The 26,360-nt window shown below is 57.3% G+C and carries 27 protein-coding genes; all 27 read right to left on the minus strand.

The annotated features are described in order from the left end of the window. Positions 1 to 114: 114 nt before the first annotated feature. Positions 115 to 855: an RNA polymerase sigma factor FliA gene (fliA, locus tag JWR17_RS13540; RefSeq protein ID WP_297845777.1), complete on the minus strand. Its 741-nt coding sequence runs from the start codon at positions 853 to 855 to the stop codon at positions 115 to 117. Further along, positions 852 to 1,685 carry a flagellar synthesis regulator FleN gene (gene fleN / locus JWR17_RS13545; RefSeq protein ID WP_297845779.1) on the minus strand — a complete coding sequence of 278 codons (834 nt, stop codon included), beginning with the start codon at positions 1,683 to 1,685 and terminating at the stop codon, positions 852 to 854. The genes fliA and fleN overlap by 4 nt, the downstream gene beginning before the upstream one ends. Before the next feature lie 112 nt (positions 1,686 to 1,797). Beyond that, on the minus strand, positions 1,798 to 3,126 hold the full coding sequence (flhF, locus tag JWR17_RS13550) for a flagellar biosynthesis protein FlhF (RefSeq protein WP_299832247.1): 1,329 nt from the start codon (positions 3,124 to 3,126) through the stop codon (positions 1,798 to 1,800). A gap of 11 nt (positions 3,127 to 3,137) precedes the next feature. Next, positions 3,138 to 5,267 (minus strand): flagellar biosynthesis protein FlhA, encoded by a 2,130-nt coding sequence (gene flhA, locus JWR17_RS13555; RefSeq protein ID WP_299832249.1) that lies wholly within the window; start codon positions 5,265 to 5,267, stop codon positions 3,138 to 3,140. Positions 5,268 to 5,418: 151 nt separating this feature from the next. Next, the gene (gene flhB / locus JWR17_RS13560) at positions 5,419 to 6,555 is read right to left on the minus strand and encodes a flagellar biosynthesis protein FlhB (RefSeq protein ID WP_299832251.1); all 1,137 of its coding nucleotides are present in this window, start codon (positions 6,553 to 6,555) and stop codon (positions 5,419 to 5,421) included. 1 nt (position 6,556) lies between these two features. Further along, positions 6,557 to 7,342 carry a flagellar biosynthetic protein FliR gene (gene fliR, locus JWR17_RS13565; RefSeq protein ID WP_299832253.1) on the minus strand — a complete coding sequence of 262 codons (786 nt, stop codon included), beginning with the start codon at positions 7,340 to 7,342 and terminating at the stop codon, positions 6,557 to 6,559. A gap of 4 nt (positions 7,343 to 7,346) precedes the next feature. Continuing rightward, the gene (fliQ, locus tag JWR17_RS13570) at positions 7,347 to 7,616 is read right to left on the minus strand and encodes a flagellar biosynthesis protein FliQ (RefSeq protein ID WP_299832255.1); all 270 of its coding nucleotides are present in this window, start codon (positions 7,614 to 7,616) and stop codon (positions 7,347 to 7,349) included. 16 nt (positions 7,617 to 7,632) lie between these two features. After that, entirely contained in the window at positions 7,633 to 8,391 is a 759-nt protein-coding gene (gene fliP / locus JWR17_RS13575; protein ID WP_299832257.1) for a flagellar type III secretion system pore protein FliP, read from the minus strand. Continuing rightward, the gene (fliO, locus tag JWR17_RS13580) at positions 8,391 to 8,849 is read right to left on the minus strand and encodes a flagellar biosynthetic protein FliO (protein WP_299832259.1); all 459 of its coding nucleotides are present in this window, start codon (positions 8,847 to 8,849) and stop codon (positions 8,391 to 8,393) included. The genes fliP and fliO overlap by 1 nt, the downstream gene beginning before the upstream one ends. Further along, positions 8,850 to 9,305, minus strand: a complete 456-nt coding sequence (gene fliN, locus JWR17_RS13585; RefSeq protein WP_299832261.1) for a flagellar motor switch protein FliN — start codon at positions 9,303 to 9,305, stop codon at positions 8,850 to 8,852. A gap of 59 nt (positions 9,306 to 9,364) precedes the next feature. After that, positions 9,365 to 10,333: a flagellar motor switch protein FliM gene (fliM, locus tag JWR17_RS13590; RefSeq protein WP_299832263.1), complete on the minus strand. Its 969-nt coding sequence runs from the start codon at positions 10,331 to 10,333 to the stop codon at positions 9,365 to 9,367. 9 nt (positions 10,334 to 10,342) lie between these two features. Beyond that, positions 10,343 to 10,837 carry a flagellar basal body-associated protein FliL gene (fliL, locus tag JWR17_RS13595; RefSeq protein WP_299832265.1) on the minus strand — a complete coding sequence of 165 codons (495 nt, stop codon included), beginning with the start codon at positions 10,835 to 10,837 and terminating at the stop codon, positions 10,343 to 10,345. Between the two features lie 285 nt (positions 10,838 to 11,122). Further along, complete coding sequence (locus JWR17_RS13600; RefSeq protein ID WP_299832267.1) at positions 11,123 to 12,520, minus strand: flagellar hook-length control protein FliK; 1,398 nt, start codon at positions 12,518 to 12,520, stop codon at positions 11,123 to 11,125. 89 nt (positions 12,521 to 12,609) lie between these two features. Then, positions 12,610 to 12,918, minus strand: a complete 309-nt coding sequence (locus JWR17_RS13605; RefSeq protein WP_299832374.1) for an Hpt domain-containing protein — start codon at positions 12,916 to 12,918, stop codon at positions 12,610 to 12,612. Between the two features lie 81 nt (positions 12,919 to 12,999). Further along, positions 13,000 to 14,706, minus strand: a complete 1,707-nt coding sequence (locus JWR17_RS13610; protein WP_299832268.1) for a fused response regulator/phosphatase — start codon at positions 14,704 to 14,706, stop codon at positions 13,000 to 13,002. 3 nt (positions 14,707 to 14,709) lie between these two features. After that, positions 14,710 to 15,015, minus strand: coding sequence for an STAS domain-containing protein (locus JWR17_RS13615; RefSeq protein WP_299832271.1), 306 nt, complete (start codon positions 15,013 to 15,015; stop codon positions 14,710 to 14,712). Between the two features lie 122 nt (positions 15,016 to 15,137). Next, positions 15,138 to 15,587, minus strand: coding sequence for a flagellar export protein FliJ (gene fliJ, locus JWR17_RS13620; RefSeq protein WP_299832273.1), 450 nt, complete (start codon positions 15,585 to 15,587; stop codon positions 15,138 to 15,140). A 2-nt stretch (positions 15,588 to 15,589) separates the two neighbouring features. Then, positions 15,590 to 16,951 carry a flagellar protein export ATPase FliI gene (gene fliI, locus JWR17_RS13625; protein WP_299832276.1) on the minus strand — a complete coding sequence of 454 codons (1,362 nt, stop codon included), beginning with the start codon at positions 16,949 to 16,951 and terminating at the stop codon, positions 15,590 to 15,592. Further along, a complete protein-coding gene (fliH, locus tag JWR17_RS13630) occupies positions 16,941 to 17,759 on the minus strand; it encodes a flagellar assembly protein FliH (RefSeq protein ID WP_299832278.1) in 819 nt (272 codons plus the stop codon). The genes fliI and fliH overlap by 11 nt, the downstream gene beginning before the upstream one ends. A gap of 10 nt (positions 17,760 to 17,769) precedes the next feature. Beyond that, positions 17,770 to 18,789, minus strand: a complete 1,020-nt coding sequence (fliG, locus tag JWR17_RS13635) for a flagellar motor switch protein FliG (RefSeq protein WP_299832280.1) — start codon at positions 18,787 to 18,789, stop codon at positions 17,770 to 17,772. Beyond that, positions 18,782 to 20,569, minus strand: a complete 1,788-nt coding sequence (gene fliF, locus JWR17_RS13640) for a flagellar basal-body MS-ring/collar protein FliF (protein WP_299832283.1) — start codon at positions 20,567 to 20,569, stop codon at positions 18,782 to 18,784. The genes fliG and fliF overlap by 8 nt, the downstream gene beginning before the upstream one ends. Before the next feature lie 14 nt (positions 20,570 to 20,583). Continuing rightward, positions 20,584 to 20,913, minus strand: a complete 330-nt coding sequence (gene fliE / locus JWR17_RS13645) for a flagellar hook-basal body complex protein FliE (protein WP_299832285.1) — start codon at positions 20,911 to 20,913, stop codon at positions 20,584 to 20,586. A gap of 258 nt (positions 20,914 to 21,171) precedes the next feature. Next, complete coding sequence (locus tag JWR17_RS13650) at positions 21,172 to 22,599, minus strand: sigma-54 dependent transcriptional regulator (RefSeq protein ID WP_299832287.1); 1,428 nt, start codon at positions 22,597 to 22,599, stop codon at positions 21,172 to 21,174. After that, complete coding sequence (locus JWR17_RS13655) at positions 22,599 to 23,813, minus strand: ATP-binding protein (protein WP_299832376.1); 1,215 nt, start codon at positions 23,811 to 23,813, stop codon at positions 22,599 to 22,601. The genes JWR17_RS13650 and JWR17_RS13655 overlap by 1 nt, the downstream gene beginning before the upstream one ends. 121 nt (positions 23,814 to 23,934) lie before the next feature. Next, positions 23,935 to 25,410, minus strand: a complete 1,476-nt coding sequence (locus tag JWR17_RS13660; protein ID WP_299832289.1) for a sigma-54 dependent transcriptional regulator — start codon at positions 25,408 to 25,410, stop codon at positions 23,935 to 23,937. Positions 25,411 to 25,573: 163 nt separating this feature from the next. Then, entirely contained in the window at positions 25,574 to 25,873 is a 300-nt protein-coding gene (locus JWR17_RS13665) for a flagellar protein FliT (RefSeq protein WP_299832290.1), read from the minus strand. Positions 25,874 to 25,896: 23 nt separating this feature from the next. Beyond that, positions 25,897 to 26,298: a flagellar export chaperone FliS gene (gene fliS, locus JWR17_RS13670; protein WP_299832292.1), complete on the minus strand. Its 402-nt coding sequence runs from the start codon at positions 26,296 to 26,298 to the stop codon at positions 25,897 to 25,899. Positions 26,299 to 26,360: the final 62 nt, after the last annotated feature.

A 26,360-nucleotide genomic window follows, 5' to 3' on the forward strand; every position in this document is an offset into this window, starting at 1 on the left:
GGTCCCGAAGGGCCTGACTGACCGGCTCCCGCCTAGTCTTATCTGCTTCGCACGCAACGCTTTGCACAGCCGGCTTACGGACAACTCGCAACCACCAAGGTCACGCCCTGTCCATCAACGCGCTCGCCATTCCCCCAAACGCCCTCGCAAACGAGCTGCGCACTGGCTGTGTAACTGGCTGACCCGAGATTCGCTGACGCCCAATACTTCACCGATTTCCTTGAGGTTCAGTTCTTCGTCGTAGTACAGCGCCAACACCAGCCGCTCACGCTCTGGCAAATTGGCTATCGCATCCGCTAGCGCCGTCTGGAAGCGTTCATCTTCCAGATCGCGCGACGGCTCAAGCTGAGCGCTTGCGCCATCCTCGTGCAGCCCTTCATGTTCGCCGTCCTGTAAAAGATCGTCGAAACTGAACAACCGGCTGCCCAGGGTGTCGTTTAAAATCCCGTAATAATCATCAAGGCTCAATTGGAGTTCGGCCGCAACCTCGTGATCTTTAGCGTCACGACCTGTTTTAGCTTCAATTGATCGAATTGCGTCGCTGACCATGCGTGTATTGCGGTGCACTGAACGCGGGGCCCAATCACCCTTACGCACTTCATCAAGCATGGCGCCACGAATCCGAATGCCTGCGTACGTCTCAAAACTGGCGCCTTTGGTGGCGTCATATTTGGTCGACACCTCGAGCAGGCCGATCATTCCGGCCTGGATCAGGTCCTCGACCTGGACACTGGCCGGCAAACGCGCCAGCAAATGGTAGGCGATGCGTTTCACCAGCGGCGCATAGCGCTCGATCAGCTCGTACTGGGAGTCTTTAGACGCCTTGCTGTACATGCGATAGCCGCTGGCTGTCATAGCACTGGTCCTGCACTCGTCTGATGTACGAGCCGCTCAACGAAAAATTCAAGGTGTCCACGGGGGTTGGCTGGCAATGGCCACGTGTCAACTTTCTGAGCGATGGCTTTGAAGGCCAGAGCGCATTTGGAACGGGGAAACGCTTCGTAGACAGCGCGCTGCTTCTGCACCGCCTTGCGCACGCATTCGTCGTAAGGCACCGCGCCGACGTATTGTAAGGCTACGTCCAGAAAGCGATCAGTGACCTTGGTCAACTTGGCGAACAGATTGCGGCCTTCTTGCGGGCTTTGCGCCATATTGGCGAGGACCCGGAAGCGATTCATGCCGTAATCACGGTTGAGCAATTTGATCAGCGCGTAAGCGTCAGTAATCGACGTCGGTTCATCGCACACCACCAGCAGCACTTCTTGAGCCGCGCGTACGAAACTGACCACCGATTCGCCGATACCGGCAGCGGTGTCGATGACCAACACATCGAGATTGTCGCCGATGTCGCTGAACGCCTGAATCAGCCCGGCGTGTTGCGCAGGTGTCAGGTGAACCATGCTCTGAGTGCCCGAGGCCGCTGGCACGATACGAATTCCACCAGGCCCTTGAAGCAGCACGTCGCGCAGTTCACAGCGCCCTTCGATAACGTCTGCCAGGGTGCGTTTTGGCGTAAGGCCAAGCAGGACGTCAACGTTTGCCAGACCCAAGTCAGCGTCAAGCAACATGACCCGTCGGCCAAGCTCTGCCAGTGCCAGTGATAAGTTCACTGACACGTTTGTCTTACCGACGCCACCCTTGCCGCCAGTTACTGCGATGACCTGTACGGGATGCATGCTACCCATTTTAGTTCTTTACCTTGACTTGCTTAGACCGAGGCCACATCACTGGTTGCGCGTGCGTTGCATGAGCAACGTCGGCGCTACCTCTGATGCAGGTACATTCCAATGTCTTGCCTTACCCAACCCGCTTGTTCGGGCTGTGATAAAGATCCGCGAACATGTCTGCCATAGCTTCCTCGCTCGGCTCTTCCTGCATTTGCACACTGACTGCTCGACTGACCAATTGGTGCCGACGCGGCAGATGCAAATCATCCGGAATACGCGGCCCATCCGTGAGATAAGCCACCGGCAATTCGTGACTGATTGCCAAACTCAACACCTCCCCCAAGCTGGCTGTTTCGTCCAGTTTGGTAAGAATGCAACCCGCCAGCCCGCAGCGTTTATAGCTATGGTAGGCGGCGGTTAGAACCTGCTTCTGGCTGGTTGTTGCCAACACCAGATAATTACGGGCCTTGATACCGCGACCCGCAAGGCTTTCCAGCTGCATACGCAGGGCTGGATCGCTGGCTTGCAGGCCAGCGGTGTCAATCAACACCACGCGTTTTTTCAGTAAAGGTTCAAGTGCCTGACCCAACGACTGGCCCGGATCAATGTGAGTGACAGACACATTGAGAATCCGGCCCAGGGTTTTGAGCTGTTCCTGAGCCCCAATCCGGTAACTGTCCATGCTCACCAGGGCAATGTTTTGCGGACCGTATTTCAAGACATAGCGCGCGGCCAGTTTCGCCAGCGTCGTGGTCTTGCCCATGCCAGCCGGGCCCACCATGGCGATTACACCGCCTTCCTCCAGGGGCTCGACGTCAGGGGTAACAATCATCCTTGCCAGGTGCGCCAACAGCATGCGCCAGGCCTGACGAGGCTCTTCAATTTCGGTGGTCATCGCCAGCAAGTCTCGGGACAACGGACCGGACAAGCCTATGCGTTGCAGACGTCGCCACAGGTTGGCCTGTTGCGGGCGGCTGCCTTGCAACTGGTTCCAGGCCAGCGAACCCAGTTGCACTTCCAACAACTCACGCAGACCGTTGAGTTCCGAGCGCATCGACTCGTAAGCGCGCAGGCCAATGGTCGGCTCGGCAGACGCGGCGGCCGCCTGGGGCAACGGACGCCTCGGTTCTTCGAAAGTAGGCTCGATGTGCGTCTCGGCAGCATCCAGAGACGAGCCTGAAAACAACTGCCGATTGATTGTCGTGTCGTTGTCGCCACGTGTACCCAATTCAGCCTGTGCGGAGACAATGCGCGATTGAGTCTTGCGCAGCTCGTCTTCAAGCTCGATGTTCGGCACACGCGGCGCCAACGCGGAAAGCTTGTAATCCAGGGCAGCAGTCAGCTCAACGCCGCCAGCGATTCGGCGATTACCAATGATGGCGGCGTCAGCGCCCAGCTCATCACGGACCAGCTTCATGGCTTGACGCATATCGGCGGCGAAAAAACGCTTAACTTGCATGACTCACTACCTCAGCCGTTTGGCCCGACAGTTGCGACAATCGTGACTTGTTTATTGTCAGGAATTTCCTGGTACGCCAATACATGCATATTCGGTACAGCCAGCCGTCCAAACCGTGACAGCATGGCGCGAACCGGACCTGCGACCAATAAAATCACCGGTAGACCCTGCATTTCCTGACGCTGTGCCGCATCAATCAACGAACGCTGGAGCTTTTCAGCCATGCTTGGCTCCAGCAAAACGCCCTCTTCCTGACCCTGACCGGCCTTTTGTAAACTATTGAGCAATATCTGTTCCAACCTTGGCTCAAGGGTGATAACAGGCAGCTCCGGCTCAATACCTACAATGCTTTGGACGATTGCGCGGCACAAAGCAATGCGCACAGCGGCCACCAGCGCGGCAGTATCTTGACTCCGAGGGGCCGCGTTGGCGATCGCTTCAGCGATGCTACGGATATCCCTGACGGGAACCTGTTCTGCGAGCAAGGCTTGCAATACTTTGAGCAACGCGGACAACGATAGAATTCCCGGCACCAACTCTTCAGCCAGTTTAGGCGAGCCCTTGGCCAACAATTGCATTAATTGCTGCACTTCCTCGTGGCCGATCAGTTCGTGGGAATGCTTATGCAGAATTTGGTTGAGGTGGGTGGCAACGACCGTGCTGGCGTCCACCACGGTGTACCCCAATGATTGTGCCTGGCTGCGCTGACTGATTTCGATCCACACCGCGTCCAGGCCAAAGGCCGGGTCTTTGGCGGTGATGCCGTTCAACGTTCCGAACACTTGGCCCGGGTTGATCGCCAGCTCGCGGTCCGGGTAAATCTCGGCTTCGGCCAACGTCACGCCCATCAGCGTCAAGCGGTAGGCGCTGGGCGCCAGGTCAAGGTTGTCACGAATGTGCACGGTCGGCATCAAGAAGCCCAATTCCTGGGAAAGCTTCTTGCGTACGCCCTTGATTCGCGCCAGCAACTGGCCGCCCTGGTTGCGATCCACCAGCGGGATCAAGCGATAGCCGACTTCCAGGCCGATCATGTCGATGGGCGTGACGTCATCCCAACCTAACTCTTTGGAGTCTTGTGCACGTGTTGGCGAAGGCAACAGTTCCTGCTGGCGCTTCACCTCCATCAAGGCGTTGGTCTTGGCCATGCCTTGTTTCTTCCAGACCAGATAAGCAGCACCTGCGGCAACGAGACCCAGGCTGATGAAAGACATGTGCGGCATGCCTGGCACCAGGCCCATGATAATTATCAGGGCTGCCGCAACGCCGAGCGCCTTGGGCGAGGCAAACATCTGCCGGTTGATGAGTTTGCCCATCTCTTCCGAACCGGAAGCACGGGTCACCATGATCGCGGCAGCGGTGGACAATAACAGTGATGGCAGTTGTGCCACCAAACCGTCACCGATGGTCAGCAGCGCGTAGACCTTGCCGGCATCGGCGAACGACATGTTGTGCTGGAATATACCCACTGCCACGCCGCCAATCAGGTTGATGAACAGAATCAACAGACCGGCGATGGCGTCACCACGCACGAATTTACTGGCACCGTCCATGGAGCCGTAAAACTCCGCTTCCTGGGCGACTTCGAGACGGCGGTGCTTGGCTTGGGGTTGGTCGATCAGGCCGGCGTTAAGGTCGGCGTCGATGGCCATTTGTTTGCCAGGCATTGCATCGAGGGTGAAACGCGCACTTACTTCAGAAATCCGCCCGGCACCCTTGGTCACCACGACGAAGTTGATGATCATCAGAATCGCAAACACCACGATACCGACCACGTAGTTACCGCCGATCACGACTTCACCGAAGGCTTGAATAACCTTACCGGCAGCGGCATGGCCGTCTTGACCGTGGAGCATCACTACCCGAGTGGAGGCGACGTTCAGCGCCAACCGGAGCAGGGTTGCCACCAGCAGAATGGTCGGGAACACCGAGAAGTCCAGCGGCCGCAGAGCGTACACGCAGACCAGCAGGACCACGATCGACAGCGCGATGTTGAACGTGAAGAACACGTCCAGCAAGAAGGGCGGCATCGGCAACATCATCATTGCCAACATGACCAGCAACAGCAGCGGCACACCCAGGTTGCCACGACTGATGCCAACCAGATTGTTGCGCGCGGTGTTGATTAATTGAGAGCGATCCACCAATTCTTTTCCTGCCCGCCAAATCAAACTATTGACGCCAAACTGCGCCATATCAGCGGCATTGCAAGAAGCTTTCCAACTATTGGGATTGGGGTGAACATAGTGTTTTTGATGAACGCGATTGACCCCTGCAGGGCGGCGGGTGCAGCCCTTAAGGATCGCGCTGCAAATCGCTGGGGATCGGCAGGTCGCCGAGGGGGTCGGGGCGCTTGCCTCGGCCGGCGCGGTGTTGGCGAATCTGGTAGACGTACGCCAACACCTGCGCCACGGCCAAGTACAACCCGGCAGGGATTTCCTGATCCAGTTCGGTGGAGTAGTAGATGGAACGCGCCAGGGCGGGCGACTCCAATATCAGGATGCTGTGCTCATCGGCGATTTCGCGAATTTTCAGCGCCATGAAATCGGTCCCTTTAGCCAGCAACATCGGCGCCCCGCCCTTCTCGGGATCGTATTGCAGCGCCACGGCAAAGTGCGTCGGGTTAGTAATAATGACATCGGCCTTGGGGACCGACGACAACATGCGCCGCTGGGACATCTCGCGCTGCAGTTGGCGAATTCGCTGCTTAACCTCAGGACGCCCATCGCTGTCCTTGTGCTCGTCGCGTACTTCCTGCTTGGTCATCAACAGCTTTTTGTGGGCTTCGTAGATCTGAAACGGAACGTCCACCGCCGCAATGATAATCAACCCGCAAGCCATCCATAACGCACTCCACCCCAGCAGTTGAATGCTATGGATAATGGCGGATTCCAAAGGCTCATGGGCAATGGAGATCAGGTCGTTTTTATCCTTTTGCAGCACTAACAGCGCCACCATCAGGGTGATGGCGAACTTTGCGATGGACTTCAGCAGCTCAACCAACGCATGGGTCGACACCATGCGCTTGAGCCCGGACAACGGGTTCATCCGACTGAACTTGGGCGCCAGGGAACCGGTGGAAAATATCCAGCCGCCCAACATGATCGGACCGACGACCGCAGCCAACACCATCAGCAGCATCAGCGGCTGAATGGCGACCAACGCCGCTTTACCGGCGTTGAGGAAATACAGGCCCATGTAGCGATCATCCATGATCACCTCCCGTGGCAGGCTGAAATTGGTGCGCATCAGATCAAGCATCATTTGTGCGATCTGACCACCAAACATCAACAGACCGCCCGCACCCGCCAGGGTCACGATTAACGTATTCAGTTCTTTGGAGCGGGCTGTCTCGCCCTTTTCCCGTGAGTCCCTGACCCGTTTGTCTGTGGGCTCTTCTGTCTTATCCTGGCCATTCTCGTTCTCGGCCATGTCAGTGCGCCCTGACCATACGCCGCATCAACTGCAACGCTTCGGCAGCCAGCGGAGGGAATTGATTGAGCATGTCGCCAAGGGTCATCCATAAAATCACCATACCCAGCACCAGCGTCAGCGGAATGCCGATGGAGAACATGTTCAGTTGTGGTGCTGCCCGGGTCATGACGCCAAACGCCACACTGACCACCAACAGCGCGGTGATTGCTGGCAACACCAATAGCAACCCGGCACCCAGCACCCAACCGAATCGGCCGGCCAGCTCCCACAATTGCCCAACGTCGACGCCACTACCCACCGGCAGCGTGGTGAAGCTCTCCACTAGCACTTCGAACACCACCAAATGGCCGTTCATGGCAAGGAATAAAAGGGTCACCAACATGGTGAAAAATTGTCCGATAACGGCAACCGACACCCCGTTGGTGGGGTCGACCATCGAGGCAAAGCCCATGCCCATCTGGATCGAAACGATTTGCCCGGCGATGACAAAAGCCTGGAAAAACAGCTGAAGAGACATGCCTAACATGGCGCCGATGATTATCTGCTCGGCAATCAACAGCAAGGCACTGAGGTCCAGCGCATGCACTTGCGGCATAGGCGGCAGGCTGGGGGCAATCACCACGGTGATCGCCAGGGAGAAATACAACCGTACTCGCGTTGGCACCAGGGTCGTGCCAAAGATCGGCATGGTCATGAGCACTGCGGCGACCCTGAACAGTGGCAGCATAAAGCTCGCCACCCAGGTCCCGATCTGCACGTCAGTCAGGGCAAGTAGGGAGGGCATAACGTCAACCGATGACCGTCGGAATACTGCCGTAGAGTCCCTGGATATATTCCATGAACACCCGCATCAACCATGGGCCTGCAACGATCAGTGTGATCAACATCACCAACAGTCGCGGGAGGAAGCTCAGCGTCTGTTCGTTAATCTGAGTCGCGGCCTGGAACATCGCCACCAGCAGCCCGACAACCAGGCTCGGTATCACCAGCACCGACACCATCATGGTGGTCAGCCATAACGCATCGCGAAAAAGATCGACGGCAACTTCCGGGGTCATTGCATGCCCTCCTCGTTCATGGCGATACCCCGCCGAAACTGCTGGCAAGCGTGCCAATGATCAAGGCCCAGCCATCCACCAATACGAACAGCATGATTTTGAATGGCAGCGAAATGATCAGCGGCGAGAGCATCATCATGCCCATTGCCATCAGCACGCTGGCGACCACAAGGTCGATGATCAGGAATGGAATAAAGATCATGAAGCCGATCTGGAACGCGGTTTTAAGTTCGGACGTCACAAAAGCCGGAACCAAAATGGTCAACGGCGCTTCGTCCGGACTGGCGATATCGGTACGTTTTGACAGGCGCATGAACAGGTCAAGGTCGCTCTGACGGGTCTGCGCCAACATAAAGCCTTTGACCGGCACCTGGGCTTTGATCACCGCCTCTTGAGCCGTGAGTTTTTCGGCCAGATAAGGCTGCAGCGCATCGGTGTTCACCCGATCAAACACCGGGGCCATGATAAACAGCGTCAAAAACAGCGCCATGCCGGTCAAAATCTGGTTCGACGGCGTCTGCTGCAGACCCAAGGCCTGACGCAATATCGAGAAGACAATGATGATCCGAGTGAAGCTGGTCATCAGCATGACGAATGCCGGGATGAAACTCAGCGCGGTCATTATCAGCAAAATCTGCAGGTTGACCGAATACTCCTGCGCGCCGTTGGCACCGGTGGACATGCTGATCGCCGGGATCGTTAACGGATCTGCAGCGAAGACCATAGGCGCAGCCAGTACCAGCAGCAGCGTCAATGCGATGCGCAACGCGGTCATTACTTCTTATCCTTATGGTCCTTGCCCAGCAGCTCCATCAGACGCTGGGCGAACTCTGGCGTGGCATTTTGACTATCCGGGACCTGCACTGGCTCTTTGAGCACGTGCAACGGGGTAATTCGACCGGGGGTAATACCCAGCAGTATTTGTTCGTTGCCCACCTGAACCAGCAACAGCCGATCGCGTGGACCGAGCGCCCGCGAACCCAACAATTGAATCAGTTGACCATTACGCGGACTCGCACCCTGAACCCGACGCAGCAACCAGGCGAGCCCAAAGATCAGACCAACCACCAGCAACAGGCCAAGGACCAGTTGCGTCAATTGTCCGCCGACGCCGCCGCTCATCAATGGGCTGGCGGGTGCCGCAACTGCTGGCATGACCGGCTCGGCCGCAAGCGCACCGAACGTTATCGCGCCCAGCAGCAGGCTAAGGATCACACCAGAAAGTTTCTTCACTCAGCGCAACTTCTTGATGCGTTCGCTTGGGCTGATGACATCCGTCAGGCGTATGCCGAATTTCTCGTTGACCACGACCACTTCACCGTGGGCGATCAATGTGCCGTTGACCAACACATCCAGCGGCTCACCGGCCAGACGATCCAGCTCAATCACTGAGCCTTGGTTAAGCTGCAGAAGGTTACGAATGTTGATGTCGGTGCTGCCGACTTCCATGGAGATCGAAACCGGAATATCCAGAATCACATCCAGGTTCGGCCCGTCCAGTGTCACCGCTGCATTGTTCTTCGGCACACTGCCAAACTCTTCCATCTGCAAACGACTGGAGCCGGCATCGGCAGCGAGCAAGGAGTCGATATCGTCCTGGCTGGCATCACCGGATTCCCCCAGTGCAGCCGCCCATTCATCGGCCAATGCCTGGTCTTCGGCGGAAGTTGTTTCGTTTTCATTGGCCATCAGTTGTCCTCGGCGAGCATTGATTCGTTAACAGCACAGTGTGCTGCTGAAAATGTGTGTCAGCGGCGTTCGATCGGTTCGATCACTTGTAACGCCAGGTGCCCTTTGTGCGACCCCAGCTTGACCTTGAATGCAGGCACGCCATTGGCACGCATGATCATATGGTCTGGCAGATCCACCGGAATGACATCACCCGGCTGCATGTGCAAAATGTCCCGCAGTAGTATTTGACGACGGGCGACCACCGCACTCAAGGGCACAGCGACATCGAGCACGTCCTCTTTCAAGGCGTTGACCCAACGTTCATCCTGGTCGTCCAGGTCCGACTGGAAGCCGGCGTCGAGCATTTCACGTACGGGTTCGATCATCGAATACGGCATGGTCACGTGCAGGTCGCCGCCGCCGCCATCGAGTTCGATATGAAAAGTAGACACTACGACCGCTTCGCTCGGACCGACGATGTTGGCCATAGCCGGGTTTACTTCAGAGTTTATGTACTCGAAGCTCACCTCCATGATGGCTTGCCAGGCTTCTTTCAGGTCGATGAACGCCTGTTCAAGCACCATTCGCACAACACGTAATTCAGTCGGTGTGAACTCGCGGCCTTCGATTTTCGCGTGTCGGCCATCACCACCGAAGAAATTGTCCACCAGTTTGAACACCAGCTTGGCGTCCAAAATGAACAACGCAGTGCCGCGCAACGGTTTGATCTTGACCAGGTTGAGGCTGGTCGGTACGTACAGCGAATGCACGTACTCACCGAACTTCATGACCTGAACCCCGCCCACCGCCACGTCAGCGGAGCGGCGCAGCATGTTGAACATGCTGATACGGGTGTAACGGGCAAAACGCTCGTTGATCATTTCCAGGGTCGGCATCCGTCCACGGACGATCCTATCCTGGCTGGTCAGGTCGTAACTTTTGACGCTGCCAGGTTCGGCGGCGGTTTCGGTCTGGACCAGACCATCGTCCACGCCGTGCAACAGCGCATCGATTTCTTCCTGGGACAGCAGGTCTTGCACGGCCATGTCGTGGTCCTACTGCAATACGAAATTAGTGAAAAGCAATTGTTCGACTACTACTTTGCCGACCTCTTTTTGCGCCACTTCTTGCACGCTGGCGAATGCTTTCTGACGGAGCAGCTCTTGCCCGATTGGTTGCGTAAGTGAGTCGAACGGCTGTGCGGAGAACAGCATCACGAGGTTGTTGCGGATCACCGGCATGTGGACTTTCAGCGCGTCGAGATCAGCTTGATTGCGCCCTAACAGGGTAATGCTGACCTGCATGTAGCGCTGCTTGCCGTTCTGGTTGAAGTTAACCACGAAGGCCGGCGCCATGGGTTCGAAGATCGAGGGGAGCTTGGTGTCTGCAGCTTGCGCTGCTTCATTGGGTTTGGACTGTGGCTTGTGCATGACAAACCAGGTGGCACCCACGGAAACACCCACGGCCAGCAATACCCCTAGTACCACCAAGAGAATGAGCTTGAGTTTGCCTTTCGCGGCAGGGTCTTTAACTTCGTCGCTCTTCGCCATGCCAATAATCCGTCACTATTCGGGGGAGTTCTTAATACGTGACAGAGGAAGAGCAAGTGTTATGCCAGATATGCGCGGGAGTCGCATCAGGCGAACACGTTTGCTCCCACCGGGATCGTCGTACGCCTTATATCCAGCGGCGTACCGACACCCTGTGCAGACTGTGCGGGAGCTGAATCACGACTGCTGCGCAGCCGATCGCGAACACGTTCGCTCCTATAGATTTGGGTTTGCTGCGCGGCAGCGCGGCGTCGAAGACGTGGCGGTCCCTCCTACCATAAGCGGTCAGGCGTAATAATCCACCTGGCTGCTGCCGATCACGGTCATCGGTTGGCTGGCGGCGGTAGCCACTTCATTGATTGCGCTGTCGTTGCTGCTGTCACTGCGATCGGAACCGCTGCCTGCCAGCCCGCCGCTGCGTGAGCTCTGATTGGCGTCTTGCTGGCCTTGGCCCTGACCTTGCGAGCCCCGCGACTGGTCGGAGACGTTGACGTCGACCTGCCCCAAGCCCTGTTGAGCGAACGAGTCACGCAGTTTGGACATTTGCCCTTCCAGTGCCTCACGCACACCCACGTGGGCGCTCATGAAAGTGATCTGGGTTTGCTGGTCCGCAGCCATATTGACGCGGATATCCAAACGACCCAGTTCAGCCGGCGCCAACTGGATATCGGCGGATTTCAGATTCTGGCTGGATAAGTACATGACCCGATCCACCACGGCTTCGCTCCAGCCACTTTGGTGCATGGCCAGCGGCTGGGTGAGCGGCGACGCGACGGCAGTGGCAACGGCAGCGGCTTTGGGTTGCACTGCCTGGCTCAGCGCAGCCAGGCGATTGGCAAAGTCATCGACCCGCGTGTCGGAAGCCGCACTCTTGGTATCTTTCAGGCCATCTTCGATCAGGCCGTTAAACGCTTTGTCGCCAGCGTCGGCGCCAGCGCCGCCGGTTGCTTGCTGATCCACGGGCACTGCCAGGTTATTGGCGACGGTCAGCAGGGAGTCTGAGTTGGTTTGAGTGCTTGACGTTTTCTTGTCACCACCAGCGGCCAAGGCGTCAGTTGCCGTCGGAGAAACCGCGGCGCCTTTGCCATTTTGCTGCAAGGCCACCTGTACTGCCGCCAACCCTTCCAACGGGTCCGTCGCCGGGTCGAACGCTTTAGGGTCGACAGCGGGTGCAGCTTGGGGGATCACCGCCGCGATCATGGCCGCAGGAATTTCAATGACAGGCGGCGCAACGACGACCACAGGAACAGGATCGGGGGCGGGCAATGCAACCACAGCAATCAACGCTGGATCAGGCACCGGCGTGACAGGGGCGGCATCGGTCGCCACCGGATCGATGGGCTTGTCGTCTGCATCATCCTTGTCGTCATCCGCGTCGCTTTTCTTGACCGCTTTGTCAGCAGGCAAAGATTTGCCGCTATCGGCAACGTCGCGCTTGGAGGCGGCAGGTTTAGCGTCCGCTGTGTGTTTGTCGCTGGCCACGGTCGGCTTGTCCTTAACCGTAGTTTCCCGCGTTTCATGGACCACGGCTGGCTTGGGATCAGCCTGCTTGGAGAACACCTGAGCGAAGCTGGAAGCGCTGTCCTTGCTGGTCTCAGCCGCTTTCGCCAGCGGAATGGCAATTGCAGGTTTGGACTGGGCTACGGGAGTAGCCTGCAGAAAAGGATTAGGGGCAAGGGCCATGGTGGTCTCCGTACGGGTGCAAGTACACAGACTTATAGCAAACGGCGGGCCAGTTTTGCCTGCAGCACTTATTATCGTTGAGGCCGTAGCTATTGGATGAACCGCTGTCGTTCTAGATCAAACACATGACGGACTGCGGCAAACTCACGCTCGATCTTGTGCACCCACTCCTCAGCGTCGGCCAGCTCCCGACGTTGAGTGCGCTCCTCAAGTTGGCCACAAAGTTCTGCCAGCCGAAGGGCGCCCATATTGCCGCTGCTGCCCTTGAAGCTGTGGGCCGCCATCGTCAGCTCATCCACACTGGGGGCCTGGGTTGACAGTGCGTGGTGCAATTGCTCCAGACGTTGCTCCGAGTCGCTCAGGAACGTGTCGATCAGGGTCGGATACTCACCCTCCATGACGTCTTGCAAATTACTCAACACACCGTAGTCCACATGATTCGCTGTCACTTGTTCGCTCCTTGATCAAGAATCCGGGAATTATGCCTGAGCCCCCCAGGTAAATTCCACGCTCGCCGTACGTCCATCTTCAGACCAGTGACAATGCTGGCTTAACTTGCGGATCAGGTCCAGACCCCGCCCCGACAGCTGATGGGCTGCATACGGCACTGCCGTGACTCGGTTGACGTCAAACCCGGCGCCGCTGTCTTCAACCCGGATAAGTAATCGGCCCCCACATTCGTGGGGCACGACCTGCAAATGCAGGCGCACATAACCGTCCTCAAGGCCATCCAGACGGGCGTTACGCTCGCGATAATAGTGAGCGAAACCCGACGCGTCGCGCTTGAGCCGGGAATCGAGTCCGAGCACGCCGTGTTCCAGTGCGTTGGTATATAACTCCGCCAGCACGCTGTACAGCGCCCCGCTTTGGCTGCGCAAACCGTGCACCTCCAACAGCAACTGCAACAAATACGGCAGCGGATTGAAACGCTTCAGCGTGGCGGCCCGGTATTCAAAACTGGCGGACCAGTCCAGCGGGCTTGATTCACCGCTGTCGGAATAGGTCACCACCGGCGGGCCCAGCAGTTCAGCGTCGATCAAGGTGATCTCGACCATGCTCACGTCATCTCGAACATCGCCGCGAAAATTGTTCAAGGCAGTGCGAATTTCATCAATCAGCGAGTCTGGTTGGCGGTTGGCAGCGAATACCGCATGCAAGCGCTCGGTACCAAATAACTGCTCGTCACTGTCACTGGTGTCAAGCACCCCGTCTGACAACAGAAAAATCCGGTCGCCCAATGACAGCGGATGCACCTCGGTCTTATCGTCGAAGCGGCCAGGTTCCAGAACACCTAACGGCAGGTGCCGGGAGACCAGTGGCGTACGCTCACCCGTGGCAACATGATGCAGGTAACCGTTGGGCAAACCGCCATTCCACACTTCGACCTGGTGGACATTGAAGTTAACGCTTAACAAGGTCGCGCAGCAGAACATGTCCACCGGCAAAATTCGTTTGAGCTTGGCATTCATTTCTCGCAGGGTTTCTGCCAGGCCGTAGCCTTTGGCAGTCATCCCGTAAAAAACCTCAGCCAGCGGCATTGCACCTACGGCGGCGGGCAAGCCATGGCCGGTGAAATCACCCAGCAGCACGTGCATATTTCCAGCCGGGGTGTAGGCAGCGAGCAGCAAATCGCCATTGAATAAAGCATAGGGCGATTGCAGGTAACGAATGTTCGGCGCGCTCAGGCAACCCGAATGCGCGACCTGATCGAAGACCGCTTTGGCTACGCGCTGCTCATTGAGCAGATAACCGTGGTGCTTAGTAATCTGGTCCCGCTGCTGCAACACGGTTTCGTGCAGACGTCGAAGACGATCCATGGCGCTGATTTTTGCCGCCAGAATGACCTGGTTGTAGGGCTTGGCTACAAAGTCGTCGCCCCCGGCATCAAGGCAACGTACTAACGCTTCGCTTTCACTCAGGGAGGTCAGAAAAATAATCGGCACCAACGTTTCGCCGGCCATTTGCTTGATCCGCCGCGCCGCTTCGAATCCGTCCATGACGGGCATCATGGCGTCCATCAACACCAACTGCGGTCGTTCTTTTTCAAACACCTCCACCGCTTCCTGGCCATTGCTCACGCTGAGCACTCGGTGGCCCTGGCGTCGAACGATAGTGGTCAGCAGCAGCCGATCGCTGGCGTTGTCGTCAGCGATTAATATGCATAGGTTTTCAGCGACGGAGGGCACCGATCAGCCTATTTTGAACAGTTTGGAAAAGTTTGAAATGATCAGGATGGTTTCTACGTCCTGGTTGCTGTTGACCAGGCGTATATCGGAATTTTCACCGCCGGCATGACCACGCAACAGCAACAACATGCCCAGCGCCGAGCTGTCCAGGTAGCTGGTGCCTTTAAGGTCAACGACAAAGCGCCTTGGGGCACCCGCAGCGCCTTCGTAAGCGGTGCGAAAGTCCTGGTGGGCCGCAAAATCAAAGCGGCCCTTTATGGTAATGGTCAGTTCTTGCCCGTCATGGGACAGCTCGGAGGTAACGGACATGGGTAAGTTCCTTGAGTCAGCGAAAGCCGAAGTACAGCAAGGCTTTTAGCATTCAAAAGCCGTTGCGGCAAATCCTGCCTGGGTCGTATCGAATTCTGATTATTCAGGGACAGCGCGGTTATTTATAAATAATCATGCCGGGGAATCCGCTGGGACAGTTCGTCCAGCAGTTTTTGCTCACGCTTGTCTTCCAACTGCCGCGCTTCGTCGATGTAGCGCTGCACCAGTTTTCGCAAGCCTTCGACCCGTGCGTAGCATTGCTGCCAGGCACCTCGGGCCTTATCAAGATTGGTTTGATGCCAGGCCAGGCTCTGCCGCTGCTGAGAGACCGCAGTTTCCAGCTGATTGAGGAAGCTTTGATAGTTCATCAACCACTGTCCGGAAACACCGTGGGCGCCTTTCTCCTGCCACTGCTTTTGGTAGTCAGTGCGAAAGCGCTCGAGATCGCCGAGCTTGGTTTCTGCCAGCTTGACCTGACCCTGAAAATGCCCGAGGCGCTGCACGGCCGCGCGCTCGGCCTTTTCTGCCATATCGACCACTGGCGCCAGGCGTACTGCTCGACTCTGGGCCATGACTAGCCGCCGCCAGCGATAGGGTTAAACACCGCCGCCAGCCGCGCACCGCTTTCTTGCAGACTTTCGTTGTCGTTGAGTCCCTGGCGCAAATACCGCACCAGTGTCGGCTGCAGTGAGATGGCCATGTCCGTCTCACGATCACCGCCTGCGACGTAAGCACCAACGCTGATCAAATCGCGGCTCTGCTGATAGCGAGACCACAGTTGTTTGAAATGCTGCGCCTGCTGCATGTGTTCAGGCGTCACCACGGAGGGCATGACCCGGCTAATGGACGCTTCGATGTCGATGGCCGGGTAGTGCCCTTCCTCAGCCAAACGCCGAGACAACACAATGTGTCCATCGAGGACGCCCCGTGCGGCATCAGCAATCGGGTCTTGCTGATCGTCGCCTTCGGACAATACGGTATAGAACGCGGTAATCGAGCCGCCTCCGGCCTCGGCATTACCGGCCCGCTCCACCAGCTTCGGCAGCTTCGCAAACACCGACGGTGGATAGCCCTTGGTGGCGGGCGGCTCACCGATGGCCAAGGCGATTTCCCGCTGGGCCTGGGCGAATCGAGTCAATGAATCCATCAACAGCAGGACATTCTTGCCCTTGTCGCGAAAGTATTCGGCGATACGCGTGCAATACATAGCGGCGCGCATCCGCATCAACGGCGCATCGTCAGCGGGGGAAGCCACCACCACCGAGCGCTTGAGGCCCTCTTCGCCGAGGATGTGTTCGATGAATTCCTTGACCTCCCGACCCCGTTCGCCGATCAGGCCAACGACGATAATGTCGGCCTCAGTGAAGCGCGTCATCATCCCCAGCAGAACGCTTTTGCCCACGCCCGTACCGGCGAACAGGCCCAGACGCTGGCCACGGCCAACCGTCAATAATCCATTGATGCTGCGAATGCCCACGTCAAGTGGTTGGCTGATGGGGTCGCGCTTGAGTGGGTTGATCGTCGGGCCGTCCATGGGCACCCAGTCTTCGGCTTTCATCCCGCCTTTGCCGTCAAGCGCGCGCCCGGCTCCATCGAGTACACGCCCGAGCATGCCCATGCCCATGGGCAAACGACCGGTGTCGGCCAGCGGTACCACTCGTGCGCCGGGCGCAATGCCCGCGACGCTACCCACCGGCATCAGAAATACCTTGGACCCGGAAAAGCCCATGACTTCGGCTTCGACCTGCACCGGATCATGGCTGTCATCGTTAATCACTACACAGCGGCTGCCCATGGCTGCACGCAAACCATCGGCTTCGAGGGTCAAGCCGACCATGCGCAGCAGGCGCCCTTCCACTACCGGCTGGGCGGCCAACTGAATGGCATCTTTATAGGAACTCAGGCGCTTGCCGAAGCTGGTCCGCTCAAGGAGCATCAGCGGCTTCTTGGCTTGCGTCGGGTTTAACCGCCAAGGCTTCGGCCGGGACAGCATCCAGGTCGATGCTCACGTCAGCCGCTGCCGGGTGCAGCGCCTGGTCGTGCAACTGATCGAACATTTTCGCCATCGCCTGGGAAATACGGGTTTCAATGGTGGCGTCGATTCGGCTGTGCTCGGTTTCGACCCGGCAGCCGCCAGCCGCCAGCGCATCGTCTTCAAGGATGCGCCAGTTTTCCTCATGTCGTTCGCGCAGTGCTTTGATCTGCTCGAAATCCTGAGGATTGACGAATATACGGATGTTATGCGCGCCCATTGGCAGCAACTTCAACGCGTCACGCAACACCCTGCCGATCACGCTGGAATCGATGGTCAGCTCGCGCTGGATCACTTGACGGGTGACGTGCCCGACTAACTCGATCAGGGATTTTTCAATCTGTGAATCCTGATCGGCGATAGGCTCAAGCAACTGCCCCATGAGCCGCTCAAGGTTGCCCAGCCGAGCCGTCAGGGCGATATCTGCCTCGTGCCGGACCTTGAGCTGAGTGCTGTGAAACCCTTCTTTTTCGCCGGTAGCAAAGCCTTCGTTGTAGGCTTCCTGACGAATGCTTTCCAGTTCTTCAAGGGTCAGCGGCTGAACTTCGTCCAGCGGCACTTCTTCCATTTCGGCCGGGGCTTCCACAACCGGTTCAGGTTCTGGCGGCGGCTCTTTGTACGGGTCAAAACTGGGCAGAGACCATACGTCAAAACCGCCAACGTCCTTGGCGCGAATCAGTTCGCTGGGCGTCTCTTTTCTCGGGCTAGACATGTTTGAATCCTCAGATCATTTCTTCGCCGCCCTTGCCACCGAGAACTATTTCTCCGGCTTCGGCCATACGGCGAGCGATGGTGAGGATTTCTTTCTGCGCAGTTTCTACATCGCTGACGCGTACTGGGCCTTTGGCTTCCAGATCGTCGCGTAACAACTCGGCAGCACGCTTGGACATGTTCTTGAAAATCTTTTCCTTGATGGCTTCGTCGGAGCCTTTGAGGGCCAACACCAACACATCGGAAGACACTTCGCGCAACAACGCCTGGATACCACGGTCGTCGACATCGGACAGGTTGTTGAAGACAAACATCAAGTCTTCGATCTGCGTCGACAATTCGCCATCGACTTCGCGGATAGCGTCCATCAACTGACCCTCCACCGAACTGTCGAGGAAGTTCATGATATCGGCTGCACGCTTGATACCGCCCAGCGTGGTGCGCGCCGCGCTGGTATTACCGGAGAACTGTTTCTCCAGAATCTGGTTCAGTTCTTTCAATGCCGCCGGTTGCACGGTGTTGAGCGAAGAAACACGCAGGATGATATCCAAACGCACTTTCTGATCGAAATGGCCCAAGACTTCGCCCGCTTGATCCGGGTCTAGATACGCCACCACGATGGCTTGAATCTGCGGATGCTCAAAGCGGATCACGTCAGCAACAGCACGTGGTTCCATCCATTTAAGGCTGTCCAGGCCGCTGGTATTGCCGCCCAACAGAATTCGGTCGATAAGGCCGTTAGCCTTGTCTTCACCCAGTGCCTGGGTGAGCATTTTGCGAATGTAACCATCGGCCCCAACCCCAAGGCTGGTCTGGTCGCCGACGATCTCGACGAACTCGCTCATGACCTGTTCGACTTCTTCCCGGTGCACATTGCGCATTTGCGCCATGGCAACGCCGACCCGCTGAACCTCTTTGGGCCCCATGTGCCTCAGCACTTGCGCGGCATCGGTTTCCCCCAGAGACAGCAGGAGAATGGCGGCTTTATCGACTCGGGTCAGTTTCGCGGTAAGCGCTCGAACTTCACTCATCAGCATTAATCCATTCTTTCACGACCTGAGCCACGCGACCCGGGTCTTCAGCCACTAGACTCTTGATCGCATTCAATTGCGCGTCATAACCCTCGGTTGGGCTAGGCAACAGAATGCTCTGCGGTCCGCCCAGGCTGACACGATCGTTGGCCAGTTCGCCATCCAGACCGCCCATGCCACCGAGTTCAACATCGCCCAAGCCACCGCCCGATTGCCGGCTCTTGCCGTTGGTGATGTTGTTGAGCACGGGGCGTAGAACACCGAACACCAATACCAGAATGAACAACACACCCAGCACTTGTTTAACGATGTCCCAGAACCATGGCTGTGAGTAGAAGGCTATGTCCGGGATTACCTCACCGCGATCAGGCGCGAATGGCACGTTGACCACGCTGACGCTGTCGCCACGGCTGGCGTTGAAACCAACTGCGTCTTGCACCAATCGGGTGAACCGCGCCAATTCATCGGCGTTCCATGGCGTGTGGGTCACGTCACCGGTTTTCGCATCCACCTTGGTTTTGTCATCCACCACCACGGCGACAGACAAGCGATTGACGCGGCCTTGCTGCTGCTTGGTATGGCTGATGGAGCGGTCCAGTTCGAAATTCTTGGTCGATTGCTGACGCTTGTCGGCCGGGTACGGCGCGAGCATTGGCTGGCCCGTGGTCGGGTCCATGATTTGCTGGCCATTGGCGTCGAGCAACGGTTGACCTGGCTGGATGGATGCAGTCGACGCGCCACCCGCAGCACCGGCTGTCTGAGGCGCAGTTGCCGGACCGGGTGGTTGGTTACTCAGGGCGCCCGGAACACCTGAAGGTCCAGAGCTGGAAGAACGTGTTTCGTTAACCGACTGCTCGCTGCGCAAGGCCGGCTGATCCGGGTTGAAGCTTTCTGCGGTGGACTCGACAGCACTGAAATCCACGTCAGCCGACACTTCAGCCTTATAGCGGTCATTGCCCAGAATCGGTTGCAGAATGCTTTGCACACGCTGGGTCAGCATGCTTTCCATGCGACGGCTGTAATCGAACTGCTTGCCGGCCATGCTCAATTCGGAGTTCTGGTTTTGATCAGACAGCAATGTGCCCTTCTGATCGACGACAGTGATTTGCGACTTGCTCAATTCGGGAACGGCGGTGGCCACCAGGTTCATGATCGCCAATACCTGGCCCGGCTCCAGCGTGCGACCGGCATACAGTTCGATCAATACTGAGGCGCTTGGCTTGCGTTCATCACGGACGAACACCGAGCTTTTCGGAATCGCCAGGTGCACCCGCGCGCCTTTGACGTTGTTCAGGCTGGAAATTGTCCTTGCCAGTTCGCCTTCAAGGCCACGGCGATAACGCGTGGCTTCCATAAACTGGCTGGTGCCAAGCCCCTGGTCTTTGTCGAGAATTTCGAAACCGATGTTGCCATCAGTCGGTGCAACGCCCGCCCCTGCGAGCTTGATCCGTGCGCGTTGTAAATCTTCCGACTTGACCAGCAAGGCGCCCGAGCTCGGCTCGATGGTGTACGGGATGTCCGCCGAGGCCAGGGTGTCCATGACCTGCTTGGTGTCCATGCCGGCGAGGCTAGGATAGAGCGGCTTGTAGTCCGGCTGTTGAGACCACAGCACTACGGCGAATCCGATGGCAACGCTGGCCGCAAGACCGACCATGAGGCCGACCTGGCGCAGCATGGTCATCTCGGAAAGATTTTCCAGGAAGGCCAAACCGAACAAAGGCGGCTTGCCTGGAAGGGCACCCGATTTGGCGGGCAGGTTGTCGCCGATTGCGTCAGCCATGGCTTAAATAGTCCTTAAACCGGCATCTGCATGATGTCTTGATACGCCTGAACCAGTTTGTTGCGAACCTGGGTCAACGCGGTGAACGAAACGCTGGCTTTTTGCGATGAAATCATCACGTCGGTGAGGTCCACGCCGCTTTTGCCGACTTCGAACGCACTGGCCAGTTGGCTGGACGCCTGTTGGGTATCATTCACTTTATTGACGGCCTGACCGAGCATGTCTGCAAAGCTACTGGTGCCGCCCACTTCCGGGGTGCCGGCAGCCTTTGGCATAGACATCGCGTCCATTTGCATGGAGCGCATGTCCAACATCAAGCGATTAAATTCAACACCTTGGCTCATGACGTCTCTCTCAAAAGGGCCGCAAATTTTTGACACTCGTTGAGCGGTTAGCTAAGACTTTGCAACAAGGGTGCCAGCTGAATGATGGCATATAGCCAAGATCGACTTTGGTGCCGGATTGTCGACTGGAATCATGAATCACGATCGCTGCGCAGCCGATCGCGAACACGTTCGCGCCTACAGGTTTTGTGTTTGCTGCGCGACAGCGAGGCTTCTGGACGAAGGGCGACTTCCTACAGATGGATCAATGATTCAAGCTCAGCTTGCGAACAGATACGCCTCGACATCCATCCCGGCGTCACGCATTTGCGCCAATTTATAGCGCAGGGTACGGGGGCTGATGCCCAGTCGTTCGGCCGCTTCTTTGCGGCGGCCGCGTTCGGCGCGCAGGGTGTCAATAATCATTTGAAATTCACGACGGCGCAGGTCATCGCCCAAGGCTCCCGCAGATTCAACGGTCTGAGCCTCTGACGGTGGGTTTTCTGACGGGGCTCGTACCGGCGCGACCAATCTCGGCTGGGTCGGTATACCCAATGCAGGCAATGGCGTGGCCGAGACCGGCCCAGCCAGACAAAAGTCTTGGGGCTGAATCACGCCGCCTTGCTGCAAGATCAATGCGCGTTGAATCGCATTATCCAACTCACGTACATTTCCCGGCCATGGATAGCTGATCAAGCACGCCTGAGCCTCAGGCGACAATCGAACGGCGGCATGCTTCATTTTATTGACGTGTTTCGATAACAGACGCTCAGCCAGCGGCAGAATGTCGGCGGTGCGCTCACGTAGCGGGCGCCATGCCAGAGGAAACACCGAAATACGGTAATAAAGATCCTCGCGGAAGCGCCCCGCCGCTACTTCACCCGCCAAATCACGGTTGGTCGTGGCGAGCACACGAATGTCCAAGGCAATGGGCTTGCGCGCACCGACGCGTTCAACTTCCCGCTCCTGTAGAACCCGCAGCAATTTTGCCTGCAGGCCCAGGGGCATTTCAGAAATTTCGTCCAGCAGAATAGTCCCGCCTTCGGCCTGCTCGAATTTGCCCGCTTGCGCGGCGATGGCACCGGTGAACGAGCCTTTTTCATGGCCGAACAACGTCGCCTCGAGCATGTTGTCAGGAATCGCCGCACAGTTAATTGCAATGAACGGTTTGCTGGCCCGGGTCGATTGCTGGTGAATAAAACGTGCCAACACTTCTTTACCGGTGCCCGACTCGCCAGAAATCAGCACCGTCGAATCACTGCGTGCCACACGCGCAGCCAAGTCCAGCAATTGCGCGCTGGCAGGTTCGGCAGCCACCGGACCATCGCCGTCCATCGGCCCAGGACGACCCAGTGCATGGCGCGCCACCAACTCCATCAACGCTTTGGGCTCGAACGGCTTGACCAAATAATCAACCGCACCTTGGCGCATGGCATCCACAGCACGGTCCACGGTCGCATGAGCGGTCATCAACAACACTGGCAGCTGCGGATGACGGCTGCGCAAGGCGTTTAATAATTGATGGCCATCCATGCCGGGCATGTTCACGTCGCTGACCACCAGGCTGAACAGCTCTTCGGCCGCCGCTTGCAACGCGTCCTCGGCTGAGCCGACGGCACGAAAATCGTGGCCTGCCAGAAGCAGGGTTTCACCCAGCGCCTCGCGCAACGAAGGGTCATCTTCGACCAGCAACACTTTGATTGCCATTAGTTAAGCCCCGTGCCGCTGGCAGCTGGAATCAATGGCAAGGAAATGATCGCGCAGGTGCCACGGCCTGGCCGCGAGCGAAACTGCAGCTGGCCCTGATGTGCGCGCGTCACGGCGTTGACCACGGCCAGTCCGAGGCCGGTGCCGGTAGCCTTGGTGGTGAAAAAGGGTTCGCCGATCCGGGCCAGCGCAGTGGCATCGATACCGCTGCCGTTATCACTGATGCACAGGCGAACGACGTTGCCGCGACTGTAGAGGTGGATTTTCAAACGCGCCTTACCGGCACTGGCCTGAATCGCGTTTTCAATCAGATTGAGTAGCGCGCCGACCAGGGTGTCGCGGTTGCAGAGTAACTCGCCCTCAACCGGATCACACTGCCAACGCACTGGCATTTCACCGAGCTGGGTCGCGGCCGATGCTCGCAGGGCCGAGAACACTTGTTGCGGGGCCAGGCGATCAGTCATTGGCAGCTCGCCGCGAGCGAACACCAACATATCGCGCACTTGATGCTCCAGCTCGTGCAACCGTTCTTTCAGCCGGTGAGCAAAACGCTGCTGTGTGGCCACAGGTAGTTCTTGCTCGGCTAAATGGCTGGCGTAGATCAACGCAGCTGACAACGGCGTGCGAATCTGATGCGCCAACGAAGCAACCATTCGGCCAAGGGACGACAGACGTTCATGGCGGGCCAATTGATCTTGCAGGTGGCGGGTTTCGGTGAGGTCGGTCAGCAACACTAACTGCCCCGGCTCGGCGTCCAGTGAGCGAGTGGCTATGGACAGGCGTCGCCCGTCTTTAAGTGACACTTCGTGGCCGTCGTCTTCCCGTGGGGCAAAGCAACGACCGATCACATGCCACCATAATTCGCCAGCCAACGGCTCGCCCAACAAATCACAGGCCGCTGGATTGGCCTCACGCACCCGGCCGTGACCGTCGATAACAATCACGCCGCCTGGCAACAACGCCAATAAGTTTTGCAAACGGTTGGCCAGCAGTTCTTTTTCGGCCAATTCCTGCATGCGCTGGGCGCTGACCACGGCCAGTTCGCCCTTGAGTTCGGTGACCCGGGCCTCAAGCAAACTGTAAGAATCACTGAGCTGGTTCGACATTTGATTGAACAGCGAAAACGCTTGCTCAAGGCTGGCCCGACTTTCTTCTTCTAAGGACGGCTGCGCTCCAACAGGAACGACAGAAGACAACTGGGCGGCCTGGGGCATAGTGATCTCTCGCATGGCGAACCGTCATAAAACGGTATGTTGCAAGAGACAAAGCAATACCCGTGCCTAAAAAAAACCCCTGAATATTCAGGGGTTTAATTAAAGGCTGAAAAATCAGGCGTCAATCATCTGCCTGCTCATCGCCCTCACGACGGGTCATGCCGTACTTCCGCATTTTTTCAACCAGCGTAGTGCGGCGAATACGCAGCCTTTCGGCGGCGCGCGCGACGATACCATTGGCATCGTCCAGCGCCTGCTGAATCAAGCCCTGCTCGAGCCCACCCAAATAGTCCTTGAGGTCCAGGCCTTCAGGGGGCAACAACGTGCTGGAGGCGAAATTCGGCGTATGGCCATTGATAGCGACACGCTCTTCCAGATCACTGCGCAGGCTATCGACCAATTGCTCATCTTCATCGTCGACGTAGCGAAACTTCTTCGGCAGCTCGACGACGCCAATCACGCCATACGGATGCATGATCGCCATGCGCTCGACCAGGTTCGCCAATTCGCGAACGTTGCCCGGCCAACCGTGACGGCAGAGCGACATGATGGCCGCCGAATTAAAGCGAATCGAGCCACGCTTTTCGTGTTCCATGCGTGAAATCAATTCGTTCATCAGCAACGGAATGTCTTCTACGCGTTCACGCAGCGGAGCCATTTCGATTGGAAATACATTGAGACGGTAATAAAGATCCTCACGGAACGTGCCGATCTCGATCATGTGCTCAAGATTCTTATGGGTTGCAGCGATGATTCGCACATCAACGCTCTGAGTCTTGTTGCTGCCGACTCGCTCGAAGGTGCGCTCTTGCAACACGCGCAGCAGCTTCACCTGCATGGGCAGCGGCATGTCGCCAATTTCGTCGAGGAACAGCGTGCCGCCATTGGCTAACTCAAAGCGCCCGGCACGGCTGGTGATTGCCCCGGTGAACGCGCCCTTCTCATGCCCGAACAATTCGCTTTCAAGCAGCTCGGCGGGAATTGCCCCACAGTTGACGGGTACGAAGGGTCCGTCACGGCGCTTGGAGTGATAGTGCAGGTTGCGCGCTACCACTTCTTTGCCCGTACCGGACTCGCCGAGAATCAGCACGCTGGCGTCGGTGTCTGCGACCTGCTGCATCATTTGCCGAACATGTTGAATCGCGCGACTGGTACCCACCAGGCTGCGGAACAGGTTCGGTTCACGATGACGGCCGCGCTCCCGAGCCTGATCGTACATTTCTCGATAGACCTGAGCACGGTGCAAGGAATCCAGCAGCTTGCTGTAGCTAGGCGGCATCTCCAGTGACGAAAGCACACGCCGCCGCAGGTCATCGGGCAAGTCAACGGGAGAATTTTCACCCATTAACATGACCGGAAGGAACTCATCCCATGCAGCGAGTGTCTTAAGCAGTCCTTGAAGGGTGCTAGGCGCGGCCACAGCGCCAACAAGCACGCAAAGTACTTCACGGGTTGACGCCAAAGGAGTAACCACCTGCTGCCAGTCCTGGCTCGAACAGGATAAATTTTCTTCGCCAAGAAAATTTAAGATAACCGCCATGTCACGGCGGCGCTGGCTATCGTCATCGATCAGAAGAATCTTGATTTCACGCCACATGCAATAGCAACTTCCCTAGTCAACTCAATGCCCATGAGGGGCAGCTTGGCGTCTATGGCCCGTACGACACATTAGACGACAGAAAATGTCAGGCATCACTAGTTAAGTCAAAAAACCATACACTGTCAAATTTATGGCGCACTTGTTTTCGATCCACCCAGCTTTAGCCGAACAGATGGTAAACCTTTGTCGCATTTTTGGCATGCTGGATCTGCGTCATCTCATCAACTATTGCTTGACGCTCTCCGGTAGCGACTTCCAATAGCTGGCGATACACGGTGAGAAGCTCTTCAAGGTTGCTGCGCACCGCCGTTTCGTCGAGAAGTGGGGTCTCATTGATCACGTCTTCCACGCAAGCTCGACACGCCAGGTCTAAATGACCGATAGCGTCCCAGTCACGTTCGGCTAACGCACCGACCAAAGCTGCACGGGTTTCTTCGATACGCTGCAACGCAAGACTCATGGTGCTCTCCTCAAAACAGCAAGCTACTCGACCGGGACCGCCGCAACAGCCGCGATGGCATCCCAGCCTTCTTTGACCGTACGCAATAGATCGCTGACTTCGTCGAGGATTGCAGGGTCATTCTTTAAGTTGGCTTCGGCCAGTCGGGCCATCATGTACACGTACAAGTTGTCTTGGTCAGCCAGTAACTCTGCACGGTTGTGCAGGTCCAGACCTTCGCGCAAGCCACCCACGATACCGATGGCCTTGCTGATCAAGGTGCCTTTACCAGGAATGTCTTTTCGCTCCATGGCGCCTTTGGCCTGGGCAATACGATCCAGACCGCCTTCCATCAGCATTTGCACCAGACGGTGTGGGCTAGCTTCAGAAGTCTGGGCTTGCGCGCCGATTTTCTGATACTGCCGTAGCGCTAACATCGGGTTCATGTTGTACCTCATCAAATCTCAAAAGTTCGTATAACACGCTATCGACGTACGGGTAAAAAACT

The sequence above is a fragment of the Pseudomonas sp. genome, from assembly GCF_028293835.1.
GTDB lineage: Bacteria > Pseudomonadota > Gammaproteobacteria > Pseudomonadales > Pseudomonadaceae > Aquipseudomonas.